Genomic DNA, 17,009 nt, shown 5'->3' on the forward strand with positions numbered 1-17,009 from the left:
CCCGGCACGGTCAGCCGAGCCGCTCGGCGCGCTCGATCCGCCAGCCCTCCGGCGAGCGGACCAGGACGACGCGCGCCGGCGCGGGCGCCCGCGCGGGCTCGCTGCGCAGGGCGGGCCCGGCCGGATCGCGGGCGGGCACGACGTCGTAGCCGGCCCAGCCGTCGATGAGCAGCAGCTCGGCCCGGTCGGGGGCGAGGGAGGCGACCTGCACGTCGGTCACCGTCGGCGCGAAGCCCCGCAACCGCTCCCCCGCCGCGGCGAGGGCGCGGGCGTGCGCAGCGTCGGCCGCCCCCTGCGGGCTGCCGCCGACCCAGACCCCGGCGAGGGTCTCGACCGAGGCGGACGCGAACGCCTCCGCCCGTTGCCCGTACAACCGGCCGACGAGATCGGCCCACTCCGGTGCCGAGACCGGCTCGGCGGCCGCGGGCGCCGGTGCGGGGGTGCTGCTCCGGGGGACGGCCGGGACCGTCGCCGCCGCGACCGACGTCCCGGGGCCTCCACCGCTGCCTCCCCGGACCGCGAGCCAGCCGGTGAGCGCCAGGACGAGGACGAGGACCGCGGTGGCGGCCGCCGCACGTGGCGGCCGGCTCGGGACGGCCGCACCGAGCAGCTCCCGCCAGCGCGCCGCCCGGCCGGCCGGTGGGACGACGACCGGTGCCGGGCGCGGCCGGCGCCCGGGCACGACGTGGGTCAGCTCGGTCCGCGGGCCCGCTCCGCGCTGCGCGGCGGCGCCCGGCGTGAGCGCCACCGGCTCGGGCCGGCAGGCGTGCCGGAGGTCGAGGGCGAAGGCGGCCGCCGACCCCCGCTCGTGCGGATCCACCGCCAGCCCCCGGCCGATGACCTCCAGCAGGGCGGGTGGGGCCTCCGGGGCCAGCTCGGCGAGGTCGGGCAGGTGCCCGTGCGCGGCGACGACGAGCGTGTCGGCGGGTGTGGCCGCGTTCCACGGCGCGATCCCGGTGAGTGCGTGGAACGCCGCGGCTGCGACGCCGAAGACGTCGGAGGCCGGCCCGGGTGCCGCGCCGCGCGCCACGGCGGGATCGACGTAGGCGGGGGTGACCTCCGCGGCAGCGGTCTCGCCGACGATCCGCCCGACGCCGAGATCGGTGAGCACCGGCCGGCCCTCTGCCGTGAACACGATGTTGCCGGGCGAGAGATCGCCGTGGACGACCCCGTGCCCGTGCACGTGCGCCAGGGCGGCGGCGACCGGCGCGCAGACCGTCACGACCTCCCCGGGGGTCAGCCGCCCGCGCACCGCCAGCAGCGCCGCCAGGCTGCCGCCCTCGAGCAGGTCGAGGACGAGCGCCACCCGGGGCGCCCCGCCGCGGCGGGGCTGGTGGACCACCTCGACCAGCCGCACCAGATGGGGGTGGTCGAGCTCCCCGAGCAGCGCGGCCTCCCGCGCCTGCCGCTGCGGCTCCCCCCCGACCAGCACCTTGATCGCCACCGCCGGCCCGCCGCGCCGGGGGACTGCCCGCCACACCTCGCCGGAGGCACCACGGCCCAGCGGCTCCTGAAGGGTGTAGCCGGGGACGACGGGCGGGGCGACCGGCTCGGCTGCGGACATGCCCGGCACCGTAGGCAGTTCCGCGGTGTCGCCGTTCCCGTCGTCCACAGGTGGACGGCCGGTCCGCTGGCTACGTTGGGTCGGTGACGGTTCCGGTGCGGGCTGAGGTCGTGGTGGTCGGCGCGGGCCTGGCAGGCCTCTCCGCCGCCACCCGCCTGGCGGACGCCGGGTGCGATGTCCACGTCGTGGAGGCCGCGGGGCACGCCGGGGGCCGGCTGGCCACCGAGCGGATCGACGGCTTCGTCGTCGACCGCGGCTTCCAGGTGCTGAACACCGGCTATCCCCGCGTCGCCGACCTCGACCTCGACGCCCTGGAGCTGGGCTGGTTCCTCACCGGTGCGCGGATCTGGGTCGACGGGCGGTCCTCCGCCGTCGTCGATCCGCGCAGCCGGCCGGCGTCCCTGCCGAGGACGGCGACCGCGCCGATCGGCTCGCTGCGCGAGAAGGCCGCACTGGTCGCCTTCTCCCTGCGCGCCGGCTACCTGCCGGTGCCGCGGCTCCTGGCCGCTCCGGAACGCACCGCGGCCGAGGCGCTCCAGCGGGCCGGCCTCGGCGGGACCGTGCTCGACCGGTTCCTCCGGCCGTTCCTCGCGGGTGTGCTCCTCGAGGACCGGCTGGAGACCTCCAGCCGCTACCTGGACCTGCTGTGGCGGAGCTTCGTGAGAGGACGCATCGGGCTTCCGACCCGCGGCATGCAGTCGGTGGGCGAGCAGCTGGCCGGTCGGCTGCCGGCCGGGGCCCTGCACCTGGACTGCCCCGTCACGGCGGTCACGGGCGCGGGCGTGCAGACCGGCGCCGGCCGCATCGCCGCCGACGCCGTCGTCGTCGCCACGGACCCGACGACGGCGGCCGGCCTGGTGCCCGGGCTGACCGCCTCGGCACCGCGCCAGGTCACCACGCACCTGCACGTGCTGCCCGGCTCACCGTGGGACGAGGCGCTCCTGGTCCTCGGCCGGCCCGGCGGGCAGCTCGTGAACAGCGCCGTCCTGACCGACGCCCAGCCCCGCTACGGCCCCGACGGCCGGGCGCTGGTCGCCAGCTCCACCCTGGCCCCGACCTGGGAGGCCGACGTCCGCGAGGAGATCGCGCGGGCCCACGGCGTCGCCCCCGCCGACCTGGCCCACCTGACCAGCGTCACGGTCCCGCACGCCCAGCCCGCAGCCGTGCCGCCGCTGCAGCTGCGGCGCGGCGTCGACCTCGGGGACGGGTTGTTCGTCTGCGGCGACCACCGCGACACCCCGTCCATCCAGGGTGCGATGGCCGGCGGCGCCCGAACCGCGCGGGCGGTGCTGCGCCGGCTCCGCCCCTCAGCCGGTAGCGGGCCTACGCTGGGCCCGTGAGCGAGCTGCAGGTGATCCGGGCAGGCGTCGTCCCGTACGAGCAGGCCTGGGAGATGCAGCGCGAGCTGCACGCGCGGCGGGTGGCCGGCGACGGCCCCGACACCCTGCTGCTGCTCGAGCACCCGTCGGTCTACACCGCGGGCAAGCGCACCGAGGCCTCCGAGCGGCCGGTGGACGGCACCCCCGTGGTGGACGTCGACCGCGGCGGGAAGATCACCTGGCACGGACCGGGCCAGCTGGTCGGCTACCCGATCGTCGCGCTGTCCGACCCCGTCGACGTCGTCGCCTACGTGCGGCGGCTCGAGGGCGCGCTCATCGACGTCTGCGCCGGACTGGGCGTGACCGCCGGCCGGGTCGAGGGCCGCAGCGGCGTCTGGCTGCCCGCCGACGAGCCGGGGTCCGGCTTCCGGCCCGAACGGAAGGTCGCGGCGATCGGCATCCGCGTCGCCCGCGGCGTCACGATGCACGGTTTCGCGCTCAACTGCGATCCCGACCTCGGCGCGTTCGGCGCGATCGTGCCCTGCGGCATCCCGGACGCCGGAGTCACCTCGCTCGCGGCCGAGCTCGGCCGCGACGTCCCGGTGGCCGAGGCGATCGACCCGGTCGAGGCAGCGATGCGGGCCGTGCTGGCCGGCGTGCCCGCGTCCGCCGCCTGACCTGCCCGGTCACGCCGCCGGGCCCCCCGCGGGCAGCCGCGTGGACCACGTGGACAGCTGCCCGGCCGGCTCGAACCCGAGTGCGGTGTTGACCGCCACCATCGGGGCGTTGCCCTCCAGGTTGTAGGTGGTGATCCGCCGCGTCTGCGGGAACGCCGCCGCCAGGTCGCGGAGCGCCGCCGCCTTGACCAGCGCACCCAGCCGGTGGCCCCGGTGCTCGTGCAGCACCAGCGTCGCGCCCTGGCGCGCGTGCTCGGCCCGGGCCAGCGACACGTGCAGGTCGGTGAAGGCGATCAGCCGCCCGTTCCGCACCGCGCCGGCGGAGAGCACCGTCCGGCCGCGAGCCACGTTGAGGTCCTCGACCTCGCGGATCCGGTCGACGTCCCAGCGCTCGGCCTCCACCGGCATGTCCCCGTGCGGGGCGTCGGTGCTCATCCGCTCCTCCAGGAGCGCGCGGTCGGCCACGAGGGCGTCCGGCGTCCGGTCCCGCCAGGTGACCAGGTCGTAGCCGCGCGATGCCCACCGCGCCTCCGCCTCGACGGCGGCCAGGCGGGCCTCGTCGGCCGGGAGGACCAGGTCGCGGCGGGTCTCCAGCAGGTCGCACGCCCAGCCGGAGCGCAGCGCGAACCGGCGTCCGGCGCCGTCCGGGCCCGGCTCGTCGACCTCGGAGATCAGCTCGGTCCGCCCCGCGGCCGCGGCCAGCGCCCGTGCCTCGGCCAGGAGGGCGGTACCGATCCCCCGCCGACGGTGCGCCGGGTGCACGGCGAGGTCGACGAACGTCACCGTGGTGTTGTCCCGCAGGGGGTGGATCAGCCGCAGCGCGCCGACGACGTCGTCCCCGAGCACGGCGGCGCGGTGCGTGCCGTCGCGCGAGCTCCCCGGTTCGAGCAGCTGCCGGCCGAGGACGACGTGCTCGGCGGTCGGGCGCGGCGCCTCGTCCGGCCGGTCGGCGAGCTCGGCGGCGGCCCAGACGTCGCACCAGGGCGCGAAGGCGTCGTCGTCAGGGCCGAGCTCGAGCAGCCGGAGCGCGGTGGTCGTCACCCGTCCGTTCTACCGCCGGACGCAACGGCTTTTCAGGCCACCACGAAGTTGACCAGCCGGCCCGGGACGGCGATCACGCGGCGGATCGTCGCGCCGTCCAGGTAGCCGGCGACCTTGTCGTCGGCGCGGGCGGCGGCCTCGAGCGCAGCGGCGTCGGCGTCGGCCGGCACGGTGACCTGCGAGCGGACCTTGCCGTTGACCTGCACCGCGACCTGCACGGTGTCCTCGACCAGCCAGCGTGGATCCGCGGTCGGGAACGGGGCCCAGGCCACCGACCCCTCGCCGCCGAGCCGCGACCACAGCTCCTCGCCCAGGTGCGGGGCGAGCGGCGCCACCAGCAGCACCAGCTGCTCGGCCACCGCCCGCGGCACCGGCGACGACGCGCCGTAGGCCTGGGTCAGGTGGTTGGTCAGCTCGGTGATCCGCGCGATGGCGATGTTGAACCGCAGGGTCGTGTAGCCGTCGCGGACGCCGTCGATGGCCTGGTGCAGAGCACGCAGGGTCGACTCGGCGGGCTCGACGTCGTCGGCCGCGCGGACCGCACCGGTCTGCTCGTCGACGACGACCCGCCAGATCCGCTGCAGCAGCCGCTGGGAGCCGACGACGGCCTTGGTCTCCCAGGGCCGGGACTGCTCGAGCGGACCGGTCGACATCTCGTACACGCGGAAGGTGTCGGCCCCGTAGGCGCCGATCATCTCGTCCGGCGTGACCATGTTCTTGAGGCTCTTGCCGATCTTCCCGTACTCGCGGTTGACCGGCTTGCCCTCGTAGAGGAACCGGCCGTCCTTCTCGACGACCTCGGCGGCGGGCACGTAGAAGCCCCGCTCGTCGGTGTAGGCGTAGGCCGAGATGTAGCCCTGGTTGACCAGCCGGCGGAACGGCTCCTCGCTGGACACGTGGCCCAGGTCGTGCAGGACCTTGTGCCAGAAGCGGGCGTAGAGCAGGTGCAGCACCGCGTGCTCGACGCCGCCGACGTACAGGTCCACGCCACCGGTGTCGCCGTCGTGACGCGGGCCCATCCAGTAGCGCTCGAGCTCGGGGTCGACCATCCGCTCGTCGTCGCCCGGGTCCAGGTAGCGCAGGTAGTACCAGCACGACCCGGCCCAGTTGGGCATCGTGTTGGTCTCGCGGCGGTACTCCTTCGGCCCGTCGCCCAGGTCGAGGGTGACCGTCGTCCACTCGGTGGCGCGGGACAGCGGCGGCTCGGGCGCGGAGTCGGCGTCGTCGTCGGCGAAGGTCTTGGGCGAGTAGTCGTCGACCTCGGGCAGCAGCACCGGCAGCATCGAGGTCGGGACGGCGACCGGGCGGTCGTCCTCGTCGTAGACGATCGGGAACGGCTCGCCCCAGTAGCGCTGCCGGCTGAACAGCCAGTCGCGCAGCTTGTAGGTGGTCGTCGCCTCGCCGGCGCCCCGCTCGACCAGCCACGCGGTGATCCGCGCAATCGCCTCGGCCTTCTCCAGGCCGTCCAGCGAGATCTCGTCGTTCGCCGAGTTGATCATCCGGCCGGAGCCGGTCCAGGCGCCGCCCTCGAAGTCGGCCGGCGGCTGCACCGTGCGGACGACGGGCAGCCCGAAGGCCTCGGCGAACTCGAAGTCACGGGTGTCCTCGCCGGGCACCGCCATGATCGCGCCGGTGCCGTAGCCGGTGAGCACGTAGTCGGCGATGAACACCGGCAGCTCGCGGCCGTTCACCGGGTTGACCGCCGTGACGCCCAGCCAGACGCCGGTCTTCTCGCGGCCGGCGTCCTGGCGGTCCAGCTCCGAGCGGCGGGAGGCCTGCCGCTGGTACTCGCGCACGGCCTCGGCCGGGGTGGCCGCGCCGCCGGTCCAGCGCGGGTCGGCGCCGTCGGGCCACGCGTCGGCGGTCAGCGCGCCGACCAGCGGGTGCTCCGGAGCCAGGACGACGTAGGTCGCGCCGAACAGGGTGTCCGGCCGGGTCGTGAAGACCTCGATCGCCTCGGAAGCTCCGGCTGTCCCGCCCCCCGCCCCGACGGCGAACCGGACCTTCGCACCGGTCGACCGGCCGATCCAGTTGCGCTGCATGTGCTTGAGGGAGTCCGACCAGTCCAGCCGGTCCAGGTCGGCGAGCAGCCGGTCGGCGTAGGCGGTGATCCGCATCATCCACTGCTTGAGCGGGCGCCGGAACACCGGGAAGTTGCCCCGCTCGGAGCGCCCGTCGGCGGTGACCTCCTCGTTGGAGAGCACCGTGCCCAGGCCGGGGCACCAGTTCACCGGCGCCTCGTTCAGGTAGGCCAGCCGGTGCCCGTCGACGACGGCCTTCTTCTCGCGGTCGGCCAGCTCCGCCCAGGGCCGGCCCGTGGGGTTGGCGCCGGCGGCCGGCTCGCGGGTGCCGGCGTCCAGCTCGGCGACCAGCTCATCGATCGGGCGGGCCTTGTTCGCGTCCTCGTCGAACCAGGAACCGAAGATCTGCAGGAAGATCCACTGGGTCCACTTGTAGTAGCCCGGGTCGATCGTGGCGAAGGTGCGCCGCTGGTCGTGGTCGACGCCCAGCCGCCGCAGCTGCGTGCTGATCGCGGCGATGTTGGCCTCGGTGGTCACCCGGGGGTGCTGCCCGGTCTGGACGGCGAACTGCTCGGCGGGCAGGCCGAACGCGTCGTAGCCCATGGGGTGCAGCACGTTGTCGCCGTCCATGCGGCGGAACCGGCTGGTGACGTCCGTGCCCAGGTAGCCCAGCGGGTGCCCGACGTGCAGGCCGGCACCCGAGGGGTACGGGAACATGTCCATCGCGAAGAACTTCGGCCGGTCGGCGACCCGCTCGAAGCCCGCGCTCAGCCGCCCGGTCGGGTTGGGCGTGTTCGTGGTGCCCTCGGCCTCCCAGCGGTCCTGCCAGGAGAGCTCGATCTGCTGGGCCAGCGCGGGCGTGTAGCGGTGCGGGGGTAGGTCACCCGCTGCCTGCTCGACGCTGGGCTGGTCGGCCGTCTGGCTCATCGTTCGTGCTCCCGGGGACTGGTACCGGCGGCGGACATCAAAAAACCCCTCACGCAGGAGGGGTCGCCGTGCTGACAGGAGGTCTGGAGGTCAACACGGCCTGGCAAGCAGGAGCCGCCTGGTCACGCGTGCATGGTACTCCCGCGGTCCCGGAGCTCCGGCGTCCCCGCCGGTGGGCGCGGCTCCCCCTTCCGGGTCGCACCGTCCGCCGGGGAGGTGCAGCCGGCCCGGAGACGGGTCGATGCCCTCGGGGTGGAGCGGACGACGCGAGTGACGGTCCCGCACCGCCGCCTGCCCCGGCCGGGTCCGGTGGCCCTCCTCCCCGCTGCGCTCGTCCTGGCCTACGCCGGCAGCCTCCTGGTGCGGCCCACCGGTGCGGGCTGGGACCTGGTCGCCGACACACTGCTGCGCAACGCGGTCTACCTCCCGGCGGCCGCCTTCTCCTGGGCGGCCGCGCGACGGGTCCCGCGGGAGCGGCTGCCCTGGCGGGCGCTGGCCGTCTGCCTGGGTATCAGCGCCCTGGCCAACTCGGGCCGGACGTTCACCGCCCGCACCGACCTCCTCGGCCCCTGGGGGGTGACCGTCGTGGACGGCCTGGCCCTGGTCTCCTACCTGACGCTGTGGGTCACGCTGCTCGGGCTCGTCCGGGCGCGGGTCCCCCGCTTCCACCCGAGCATGTGGCTGGACGGCCTGATCGGAGCGCTGGGCACCACCGCGGTCGGGCTCGCCTTCCTCCTCGGGCCGCACCTCACCGCGTCCGACGGCAGCGAGCCGCTGCCCCTCGTGCAGCTCGTACTGCCGGCCACCGATGTCCTGCTGTTCGCGCTGCTGATCGCGATCGGATCGGTCCTCGGCCTGCGGCTGGACCCGACGGTGGTCCTCATGACGGCGTCGCTGGGCTGCGTCCTGGTCGGCGACCTCGTGCTGTTCGCCCGCACGCCGGCCGGCGCCCAGGTCGGGGACGGCTGGCCGGACCTGGCGTGGCTGGCCGGCATCGTGCTGGCCGCCACCGCGGCCCGGCGGGCCATCCCGCGGCCGGCGCCGCGCGAGGACCCCGACGGCTCTCGCGCCCGCCTCGGCTGGCAGCTGCTCGTCCTGCCCCTCGGCGCCACCGTGGGCGGGCTCGTCGTCCTCGCGATCGGGTGGGGCACCGACCTGCCGGTCGCCGCCGCGTGGCTGGCGACCGGGACCGTGGTGGCCGCGCTCGCGCGCACCGCCCTGACCCTCCGGGAGGTCAGGTCCTTCGACGAGGTCCGGCAGGAGGCCCGCACCGACGAGCTCACCGGCCTGCCCAACCGCCGGGCGCTGCTCGAGGTGGCCGAACGGACGCTGGCGGCCGCCACGGCCGGGCGACCGGCCGCCCTGTTGCTGCTGGACCTCGACGGGTTCAAAGAGGTCAACGACAGCCTCGGTCACGGTGCCGGGGACGAGCTGCTGCGCCGGATCGGTGCCCGCCTGCTCCCTGCCCTGGCACCCGGCGAGACGCTCGCCCGGCTCGGCGGCGACGAGTTCGCCGTCCTGCTCCCCGATGCCGCCCTGGAGCGTGCGCAGGAGCGGGCCGAGCAACTCCGCGCCCAGATCCTGCGCCCGTTCCGGATCGAGGGCATCCGGCTGCACGTCGGCGTCAGCGTCGGCATCGCGACCGCGCCCGTCCCCGCGGCCACCGTCCAGGAGCTCCTGCGCTGCGCCGACATCGCCATGTACGCGGCGAAGCGGGCCGGCACCGGGGTGCACGTCCACGTCCCGGATCCGCTCAGCGGCACGGGCGACCGGTTGCGCACCATGGAGGAGCTGCGGACGGCGATCGAGGGCGACGAGCTGGTCATCCACCTGCAGCCCCAGGTCTCCTTCGCCGACGGCACCACCGTGGGCGCGGAGGCGCTGGTCCGCTGGCAGCACCCGACGCGGGGGCTCCTCGCCCCGGCGGCGTTCCTCCCCGCCGCGGAGCAGGCCGGTCTGCTCCGCCCGCTCACCGACCAGGTGCTGCGGCTGGCCCTCGCCGCGACCGCCCGCTGGTGGCCCGAGCACGCCGTCCCGGTGTCGGTGAACCTCTCCGCCGCCAACGTCACCGACCTGGACCTGCCTGCCACGGTGACCGCGGCCCTGGCGCGGCACGGCCTGCCGGCCGGCGCCCTGACCCTCGAGCTGGTCGAGGACACGCTCATGGCCGATCCGGACCGCGGCCGAGTGGTGCTGTCCGAGCTGCGCACCCTGGGGGTGCGCACCTCGATCGACGACTACGGCACGGGGTACAGCTCCCTGGCCTACCTGCGGCACCTGCCTGCCGACGAGCTCAAGCTCGACCGCAGCCTCACCAGCGACGTCGCCGACGACCCCCGTGCCGCCGCGATCGTCGAGCACACCGTCGCCCTCGCCCACGCCCTCGGGCTGCGGCTCGTGGCCGAGGGGGTCGAGGACGAGCGCACCGCTGACGTGCTGCGAGCCCTGCGCTGCGACATCGCCCAGGGGTACGGCATCGCCCGGCCGATGCCGGTGCCGGACTTCCTCACCTGGCTCGCGGCGCGCCGGGCGTCCCGGGCGGCGCGAGCGCACGTCTGAACCGGCCGCTCAGCCCAGCTGCGGCGCCACCTCGCCCGCCACCAGGTCCAGGTGGTCGAGGTCGGAGAGGTCCAGCACCTGCAGGTACACCCGCTGAGCACCCGCCTCGGCGTAGCGGCCCAGGATGTCGACCGCCTCGGCGGGCGTCCCGGCGACGCCGTGCGCTCGCAGCTCGTCGACGTCCCGGCCGATGGCGGCCGCGCGGCGGGCGAGCTCGGCGTCGTCCCTGCCCACGCACAGCACCAGCGCCGAGCTGTAGACGAGGGACGACGGGTCGCGGCCGGCCTCGTCGCACGCCGCGCGGACCCCGGCGAACAGCCGCGCGTTGTCCTCCGCGGACATGAACGGCACGTTGAACTCCGCGGCGTACCGGGCAGCCAGCCGAGGCGTGCGCTTCTTCCCCCCGCCGCCGACGAGGAGGGGGATGCCGCCGGCCTGCACGGGCTTGGGCAGCGCCGGCGAGTCCGTCAACCGGTAGTGCTCGCCGACGAAGTCGAAGGTCTCCCCCGGCGGCGTGCTCCACAGCCCGCTGATGATCGCCAGCTGCTCCTCGTACCGGTCGAACCGCTCCCCCAGCGACGGGAACGGGATGCCGTAGGCGGTGTGCTCCTTCTCGAACCAGCCCGAGCCGATGCCGAGCTCGACGCGTCCGCCGCTCATCTGGTCGACCTGGGCGACGGAGATCGCCAGCGGGCCGGGCAGCCGGAACGTGCCCGCCGTCATGAGCGTGCCGAGCCGGATGCGGCTGGTCTCCCGCGCCAGGCCGGCGAGGGTGAGCCAGGCGTCGGTCGGGCCGGGAAGGCCGTCGCCGCCCATGGTCAGGTAGTGGTCGGACCGGAAGAAGGCGTCGAAGCCGGTCTCCTCGGTGCGCCGGGCCACGGCGAGCAGGTCGTCGTAGGTGGCGCCCATCTGCGGTTCGGTGAAGATGCGGAGTTGCACGATGCGACGCTAGCCACACCGGAGCCGCTGCGCCCTCCGGCCTAGGGTGAGGGTGTGCTCAGCCGCCCGACCGGGCAGGATGATCGCCAAGCGATCAATTCGGAGGTGCAGCTCGTGTTCCGCAAGAAGACGCGCGGTCAGGTCATCGGCGCCGAACTGCAGGAGGGCTTCACCCACCTCGGGGTGGCGGCCACCCAGGCAGGTCGGTACGCCGCAGAGCAGATGAGCCCCCGGGTGGCGGCGGCCCGCGAGGCAGCCACACCCGCATACGAGGCGGCCCGTGAGGCCGTCGCCCCCAAGGTGGCAGCCGCGGTCGCCGCCGCGGCTCCGGCCGTGGCGAGCGCCCGCGACAGCATCGCGCCGAAGGTGGAGGCCGCCCAGGCGGCCGCCGCGAAGGCAGCGGCCGACCTGGCGCCCCGCGTGGAGGCGGCCCGCGACGCGGCCGCACCCCGGGTCGCCTCGGCGGTGAGCGCCGCCCAGCTGGCGGCGGCCCGCGCCGCCGCCGACCTCGGCCCCCGGGTCGAGGCGGCGCAGAAGTCGCTCAAGGACGACGTCGTCCCGCGGCTCGAGGCCGCCCAGGTGGCCGCGCTCGCGTACGCCACCCCCCGGGTGGCCGCCGCCCGCGGCGCCGTGGCGCCCGCCCTGGAGAGCGCTCGCGAGACGCTGGCTGCCGGTGTCGACAGCGCCCGCAGCGAGCTCGACGCGCGGCGGGCCGAGCTCGCGGCGGCTGCCGCGGAGTCCGGCCGCAAGGCGCGCAAGGCGGCCAAGAAGGCGCGCAAGAACGCCGGGAAGAAGCACCGGGAGTTCGAGAAGGCGGCGGTGGCCACGGTCGCGACGGTCAAGCGGAAGGCCGGCGTCGAGCCGGAGCCGCGCCGTCGGTGGACGTGGGTGTTCGGCGCTCTGCTGCTGGGTACGGCGGCGTTCGTCGTCCTCCGCCGCAGGAAGACCGACGACTGGACCCCCGCGCCTGCCGGCGACGGCCCGGTGCCCAGCTACCGAGAGGACCCCGTGCCCAGCTTCCCCGAGAACTCCGACAAGACCGTCTCCACCGCCGACCAGTCCGGCGACTCCGCCCCGAACGAGTCCGACATGGGCGTCCGGGACGCGCAGCTCGTCGAGGGAGACGGTCCGGACGGCGAGACGGTGAACGGCACGGACGCACCGCAGCCGTTCACCAGCGGTGGCAACGCCGACGAGGGCCCGACCGCCGGCCCGAAGGGCAACCCCGTCTGACCCGCTCGCCTGTGCTCCACGCCGCAGCCCCCGTCGCCTCCGCGACGGGGGCTGCGGCATGCGGCGGGCGTACCGTGGAGATCATGAGCGAGACGGCGCCCCCGGTCCCCGCCCAGGACTCCACCATCGCGCCGGCCGGCCGCAAGCTGCTGCGGCTCGAGGTCCGCAACAGCCAGGTGCCGATCGAGCGCAAGCCCGAGTGGATCAAGACCCGGCTCAAGACCGGCCCGGAGTACACCGAGCTGAAATCCCTGGTCAAGCGCGAGGGCCTGCACACGGTCTGCGAAGAGGCGGGCTGCCCCAACATCTACGAGTGCTGGGAGGACCGCGAGGCCACCTTCCTCATCGGTGGCGACCAGTGCACCCGGCGCTGCGACTTCTGCCAGATCGACACCGGCAAGCCGGCCGACTTCGACGCCGACGAGCCGCGCCGGGTCGCCGAGAGCGTCGCCACGATGGGGCTGAAGTACGCGACGATCACCGGCGTCGCCCGCGACGACCTGCCCGACGGCGGCGCGTGGCTGTACGCCGAGACGGTCCGCCAGATCCACGCCCAGCTCCCCGGCTGCGGCGTCGAGCTGCTCATCCCCGACTTCAACGCCGACCCCGCCCAGCTGGCCGAGGTGTTCTCCTCGCGGCCGGAGGTGCTGGCGCACAACGTCGAGACGGTGCCGCGGATCTTCAAGCGGATCCGCCCGGGCTTCCGCTTCGAGCGCTCGCTCGCGGTGATCACCGCGGCCCGCGAGGCCGGCCTGGTCACCAAGTCCAACCTGATCCTGGGCATGGGCGAGGAGCCCGACGAGGTTCGCGAGACCATGCAGGCGCTGTTCGACGCCGGCTGCGACCTGCTCACGATCACCCAGTACCTGCGCCCCTCCCCGCGGCACCACCCCGTCGTCCGATGGGTCAAGCCGGACGAGTTCGTGGGCTTCCAGGCCGACGCCGAGGCGATCGGTTTCCCGGGTGTGCTGGCCGGCCCGCTCGTGCGCAGCTCGTACCGCGCCGGGCGGCTCTACCAGCAGGCCGCAGCCGCCCGCGGGTTCGCCGTCCGGCCCTGAGTCCGGGTCGCGCGCCGGGCGTCCCGCTCGGCGCGCGCGGGTGATCGGCGGCTCGCCCCTATCCTGGGGGCATGGCACGCAGCAAGCCCTCGTCCGGCTCCACCGCCGCTTCCGTCAAGGCACCGAAGCTGGACAAGAAGGGCAACCCGAAGGTCGGCCGGCTCAAGAAGCTCGGCAACAACGCCCGCATGATCAAGCAGGCGTACTCGCTGACCGCGAAGAACGACCCGAAGCTGCCCTGGATCCTGCTGATCACCTTCGTCGCCGTCGCGGCCGTGGTCGAGCTGATCGGCATCCTGCTCAGCCTGCCGTTGGTCTTCATCCCGCTCGCCCTGCTGTTCGGCCTGCTGGCCGCGCTGATCGTCTTCGGGCGTCGCGCGCAGGGGTCGGCCTACCGCCAGGTGGAGGGGCAGCCGGGCGCCGCCGCCTGGGTGCTCGAGGGCATGCGCGGCGACTGGCGGGTCTCCTCCGGCGTGGCCGGCACCACCCAGCTCGACGCCGTGCACCGCGTGCTGGGCCGGCCCGGGGTGATCCTGGTCGCCGAGGGCGCGCCGTCCCGGGTGCGCAGCCTGCTCGCGCAGGAGAAGAAGAAGGTCGCGCGGATCGTCGGCGACACCCCGATCTACGACATCCTCGTGGGCGACGGCGAGGGCATGGTGCCGCTGCCCAAGCTGAGCTCCCACGTCATGAAGCTGCCCCGCAACCTGAGCGCGGCCGAGGTCAACACCCTCGGCCGCCGGCTGAGCGCCCTGGGCGGGCCGAAGATGCCGGTTCCCGGCGGCCCGCTGCCCGGTGGCCGGCAGATGTCGATCAGCCAGCGCCAGGTCCGCCGCCGCTGACGCCCGCACCTCCACCAGGGCCCCGTCCGATCCGGACGGGGCCCTCGGCGTCTCAGTGCCGGGTGAAGGGCTCGGCGAACCGGAACGTGCCGCCGGTGCGCGGCTCCACGAGCCACCGGGCCTGGAAGTAGCCGCCCCAGGCGGGGTCGGGCGCCGCGATGCCCAGCTCGGTGGCCGGCCGGAAGTCGAATCTGCGGTAGTACGCCGGCTCACCGACCAGCGCGACGAGCGACTCGTCGGCGGCCTCGGCCACCGCCAGCACGGCGTGCACGAGGACAGTCCCGATCCCCCGCCGCTGCGCCCCGGGCAGCACGCCGAGCGGTCCGAGCCCCAGCACCGGCTCTCCGGTCGGCTCGAGCCACCCGCGGGTGGCGATCACGTGACCGGAGATCTCGTCGTCCGTCACGGCCACGAGCGAGAGGTGCGGCAGGAAGCCGGGATCCTCGCGGAGTTCGTCGAGCAATCCGGCCTCGACGACGTCCTCCGGAGCCCGTTCGGTCCCGGTCGCCGGATCGCGGGCGAAGGCGGCACGGACCAGCGTGCGGACTGCGTCGTGGTCGGAAGCGCGCTCGCGTCGGACGATCATCCGTGGAGCCTCGGGCACCAGCCGCGAGCTGGTCCACCGCCTTCGGCCCGTGGAGTGCGGCTCCCGGGCGTTCGCCTGCTCAGTCGCGGACGACCGCCGTCCCGGTGATCCGGTCGTGCAGACCGCGGCCGTCGGCGTCCACCAGCAGCGCCGGCACCAGCAGGATCAGCAGCCCGGTGCGGACGACGGCCCGCCAGGGGGCCAGCCGCTGGCCGGGCCGCGGGTGGGCCAGGCGCAGGCCGAGCACCCGCATGCCGGGGGTCTGACCGGCGACCACCAGGAACGCGACGGTGAGCACCGCGAACGACAGCAGGCTCCAGTTGCCCGGCAGGTCCGGAGCGGTGAACAGCCCGGCGATCAGGGCCGCGGCGAGCGAGTCGATCAGGAAGGCGCCGATCCGCGTGCTGAACGCGGCCAGCGAGCCGGCGCCCTCGGCGGGGAGCCCCAGGGAGGCGCCCCGCGGGCGCTCCTGAGAGGGTGACGACACGTCCCTGACCATGAACGCCAGGGTAGAACCTGGCTCGCGAGCACCCGGCGGGCCCGTGGAACGGTGCCTCGCGACACGCCGGCCGCGGTGTTACCGCCCCGAAACACACGGGACACCCGGGGGCAACTCCCCGCTCGTAGCTTTCCGTTCGACCGTCCACAATCCCGGAGGATCGATGTTCAACAGTCCCGACGAGGTCGCCGCCTACATCCGCGACAACGACGTCAAGTTCGTCGACGTGCGCTTCTGCGACCTGCCCGGCGTCATGCAGCACTTCACCATCCCGGCGTCGACCTTCGGCGAGGACACGTTCTCCGAGGGCCTGGGCTTCGACGGTTCGTCGATCCGCGGGTTCCAGACGATCAACGAGTCGGACATGCTGCTGCTGCCCGACGCCAGCAGCGCGTACGTCGACCCGTTCCGCATCCACAAGACGCTGAACATCAACTTCTTCATCCACGACCCGATCACGCGCGAGGCCTACAGCCGCGACCCGCGGAACGTGGCGAAGAAGGCCGAGGCCTACCTCGCCGCCAGCGGCATCGCCGACACCGCCTACTTCGGCGCCGAGGCGGAGTTCTACATCTTCGACTCGATCCGGCACGGCACGGGCATCAACGAGGGCTACTACCACATCGACGCGGTCGAGGGCTCCTGGAACACCGGCTCCCTGACCGGCGAGAACGGCGTCGGCCCGAACCTGGGCTACAAGACCCGCGCCAAGGGCGGCTACTTCCCGGTCGAGCCCTACGACCAGCAGAGCGACCTGCGCTCCACGATGATGGTCAACCTGGCCAACGCCGGGCTGGAGCTCGAGCGCGGCCACCACGAGGTCGGCACCGGCGGTCAGGCCGAGATCAACTACAAGTTCGACACCCTGCTGCGCTCGGCCGACAGCCTGATGCTGTTCAAGTACGTCATCAAGAACACCGCCTGGGCCGCCGGCAAGACCGTCACGTTCATGCCGAAGCCGCTGTTCGGTGACAACGGCTCGGGCATGCACTGCCACCAGAGCCTCTGGAAGGACGGCTCGCCGCTCTTCCACGCCGAGACCGGGTACGCCGGGCTCTCGGACATGGCCCGCCACTACATCGGTGGGCTGCTCAAGCACGCGCCGTCGCTGCTGGCCTTCACCAACCCGACGGTGAACAGCTACCACCGCCTGGTGCCCGGCTACGAGGCGCCGATCAACCTCGTCTACTCGGCCCGCAACCGCTCGGCCTGCACCCGCATCCCGATCTCCGGGGACAACCCCAAGGCCAAGCGCATCGAGTTCCGCGTCCCCGACCCGTCGGCCAACCCCTACCTCGCCTTCTCGGCGATGCTGATGGCCGGCCTCGACGGCGTCAAGAACAAGATCGAGCCGCCGGCACCGGTCGACAAGGACCTCTACGAGCTGCCGCCCGAGGAGGCCCTGGGCATCGAGAAGGTGCCCGCGTCGCTGGACGCCGTCCTCGACCGGCTCGAGGTCGACCACGAGTACCTGATCGACGGCGGGGTCTTCACGCCCGACCTGATCGAGACGTGGATCGACTACAAGCGGGCGAACGAGATCGACCCGATCCGCCTGCGCCCGCACCCGCACGAGTTCGCGATGTACTACGACATCTGAGTCTGACAACGGGCTGACCTGCGGTTTACCGCAGGTCAGCCCGCTCAGTCCCCATCCAGTCCCCACGAGCGGCCAGCACAGCACCAACGGCGGCCCGTGCGGTCTCGTCGCTGTCCGGCCACAGGTGCGCCGGAGGCTCTTGCTCCA

The 17,009-nt window shown here is 74.3% G+C and carries 13 protein-coding genes; 7 read left to right on the plus strand and 6 right to left on the minus strand.

The features are described from left to right. Nucleotides 1–10: 10 nt before the first annotated feature. The gene (locus CRP29_RS17430; protein ID WP_097196484.1) at nt 11–1,564 is read right to left on the minus strand and encodes a serine/threonine-protein kinase; all 1,554 of its coding nucleotides are present in this window, start codon (nt 1,562–1,564) and stop codon (nt 11–13) included. 83 nt (nt 1,565–1,647) lie between these two features. Here CRP29_RS17430 and CRP29_RS17435 point away from each other — a divergent pair, with 83 nt between their 5' ends. Then, complete coding sequence (locus CRP29_RS17435) at nt 1,648–2,904, plus strand: NAD(P)/FAD-dependent oxidoreductase (protein ID WP_097196309.1); 1,257 nt, start codon at nt 1,648–1,650, stop codon at nt 2,902–2,904. After that, on the plus strand, nt 2,901–3,560 hold the full coding sequence (lipB, locus tag CRP29_RS17440) for a lipoyl(octanoyl) transferase LipB (RefSeq protein ID WP_097196310.1): 660 nt from the start codon (nt 2,901–2,903) through the stop codon (nt 3,558–3,560). The genes CRP29_RS17435 and lipB overlap by 4 nt, the downstream gene beginning before the upstream one ends. 9 nt (nt 3,561–3,569) lie before the next feature. Here lipB and CRP29_RS17445 read toward each other — a convergent pair whose 3' ends face one another. Next, a complete protein-coding gene (locus CRP29_RS17445) occupies nt 3,570–4,601 on the minus strand; it encodes a GNAT family N-acetyltransferase (protein WP_097196311.1) in 1,032 nt (343 codons plus the stop codon). Between the two features lie 32 nt (nt 4,602–4,633). Beyond that, entirely contained in the window at nt 4,634–7,549 is a 2,916-nt protein-coding gene (gene leuS, locus CRP29_RS17450) for a leucine--tRNA ligase (protein ID WP_097196312.1), read from the minus strand. A 270-nt stretch (nt 7,550–7,819) separates the two neighbouring features. On the opposite strand from leuS, the gene CRP29_RS17455 reads away from it, so the two are divergent. Then, the gene (locus CRP29_RS17455; RefSeq protein ID WP_245852977.1) at nt 7,820–10,108 is read left to right on the plus strand and encodes a putative bifunctional diguanylate cyclase/phosphodiesterase; all 2,289 of its coding nucleotides are present in this window, start codon (nt 7,820–7,822) and stop codon (nt 10,106–10,108) included. A gap of 9 nt (nt 10,109–10,117) precedes the next feature. Here CRP29_RS17455 and CRP29_RS17460 read toward each other — a convergent pair whose 3' ends face one another. Continuing rightward, nucleotides 10,118–11,047, minus strand: a complete 930-nt coding sequence (locus CRP29_RS17460; RefSeq protein WP_097196314.1) for an LLM class F420-dependent oxidoreductase — start codon at nt 11,045–11,047, stop codon at nt 10,118–10,120. Between the two features lie 114 nt (nt 11,048–11,161). On the opposite strand from CRP29_RS17460, the gene CRP29_RS17465 reads away from it, so the two are divergent. The 3 genes from CRP29_RS17465 to CRP29_RS17475 all read left to right on the plus strand — a co-directional run bounded on the left by CRP29_RS17465 (nt 11,162) and on the right by CRP29_RS17475 (nt 14,177). Beyond that, nucleotides 11,162–12,280, plus strand: a complete 1,119-nt coding sequence (locus CRP29_RS17465; RefSeq protein WP_141437160.1) for a hypothetical protein — start codon at nt 11,162–11,164, stop codon at nt 12,278–12,280. A gap of 83 nt (nt 12,281–12,363) precedes the next feature. Next, nucleotides 12,364–13,338 (plus strand): lipoyl synthase, encoded by a 975-nt coding sequence (lipA, locus tag CRP29_RS17470; RefSeq protein WP_097196316.1) that lies wholly within the window; start codon nt 12,364–12,366, stop codon nt 13,336–13,338. Between the two features lie 71 nt (nt 13,339–13,409). Continuing rightward, nucleotides 13,410–14,177 carry a DUF4191 domain-containing protein gene (locus CRP29_RS17475; protein WP_097196317.1) on the plus strand — a complete coding sequence of 256 codons (768 nt, stop codon included), beginning with the start codon at nt 13,410–13,412 and terminating at the stop codon, nt 14,175–14,177. 52 nt (nt 14,178–14,229) lie between these two features. Here the strand turns inward: CRP29_RS17475 and CRP29_RS17480 are convergent, their stop codons facing one another. Together CRP29_RS17480 and CRP29_RS17485 are read right to left on the minus strand one after the other, a co-directional pair. After that, complete coding sequence (locus tag CRP29_RS17480) at nt 14,230–14,763, minus strand: GNAT family N-acetyltransferase (RefSeq protein WP_097196318.1); 534 nt, start codon at nt 14,761–14,763, stop codon at nt 14,230–14,232. A 79-nt stretch (nt 14,764–14,842) separates the two neighbouring features. Then, the gene (locus CRP29_RS17485) at nt 14,843–15,262 is read right to left on the minus strand and encodes an RDD family protein (protein WP_097196319.1); all 420 of its coding nucleotides are present in this window, start codon (nt 15,260–15,262) and stop codon (nt 14,843–14,845) included. Nucleotides 15,263–15,425: 163 nt separating this feature from the next. On the opposite strand from CRP29_RS17485, the gene glnA reads away from it, so the two are divergent. Beyond that, the gene (gene glnA / locus CRP29_RS17490; protein ID WP_097196320.1) at nt 15,426–16,862 is read left to right on the plus strand and encodes a type I glutamate--ammonia ligase; all 1,437 of its coding nucleotides are present in this window, start codon (nt 15,426–15,428) and stop codon (nt 16,860–16,862) included. The last annotated feature ends 147 nt before the right edge of the window (nt 16,863–17,009 follow it).

Source organism: Blastococcus aggregatus (assembly GCF_900221005.1).
GTDB classification, from domain to species: Bacteria; Actinomycetota; Actinomycetes; order Mycobacteriales; family Geodermatophilaceae; genus Blastococcus; species Blastococcus aggregatus.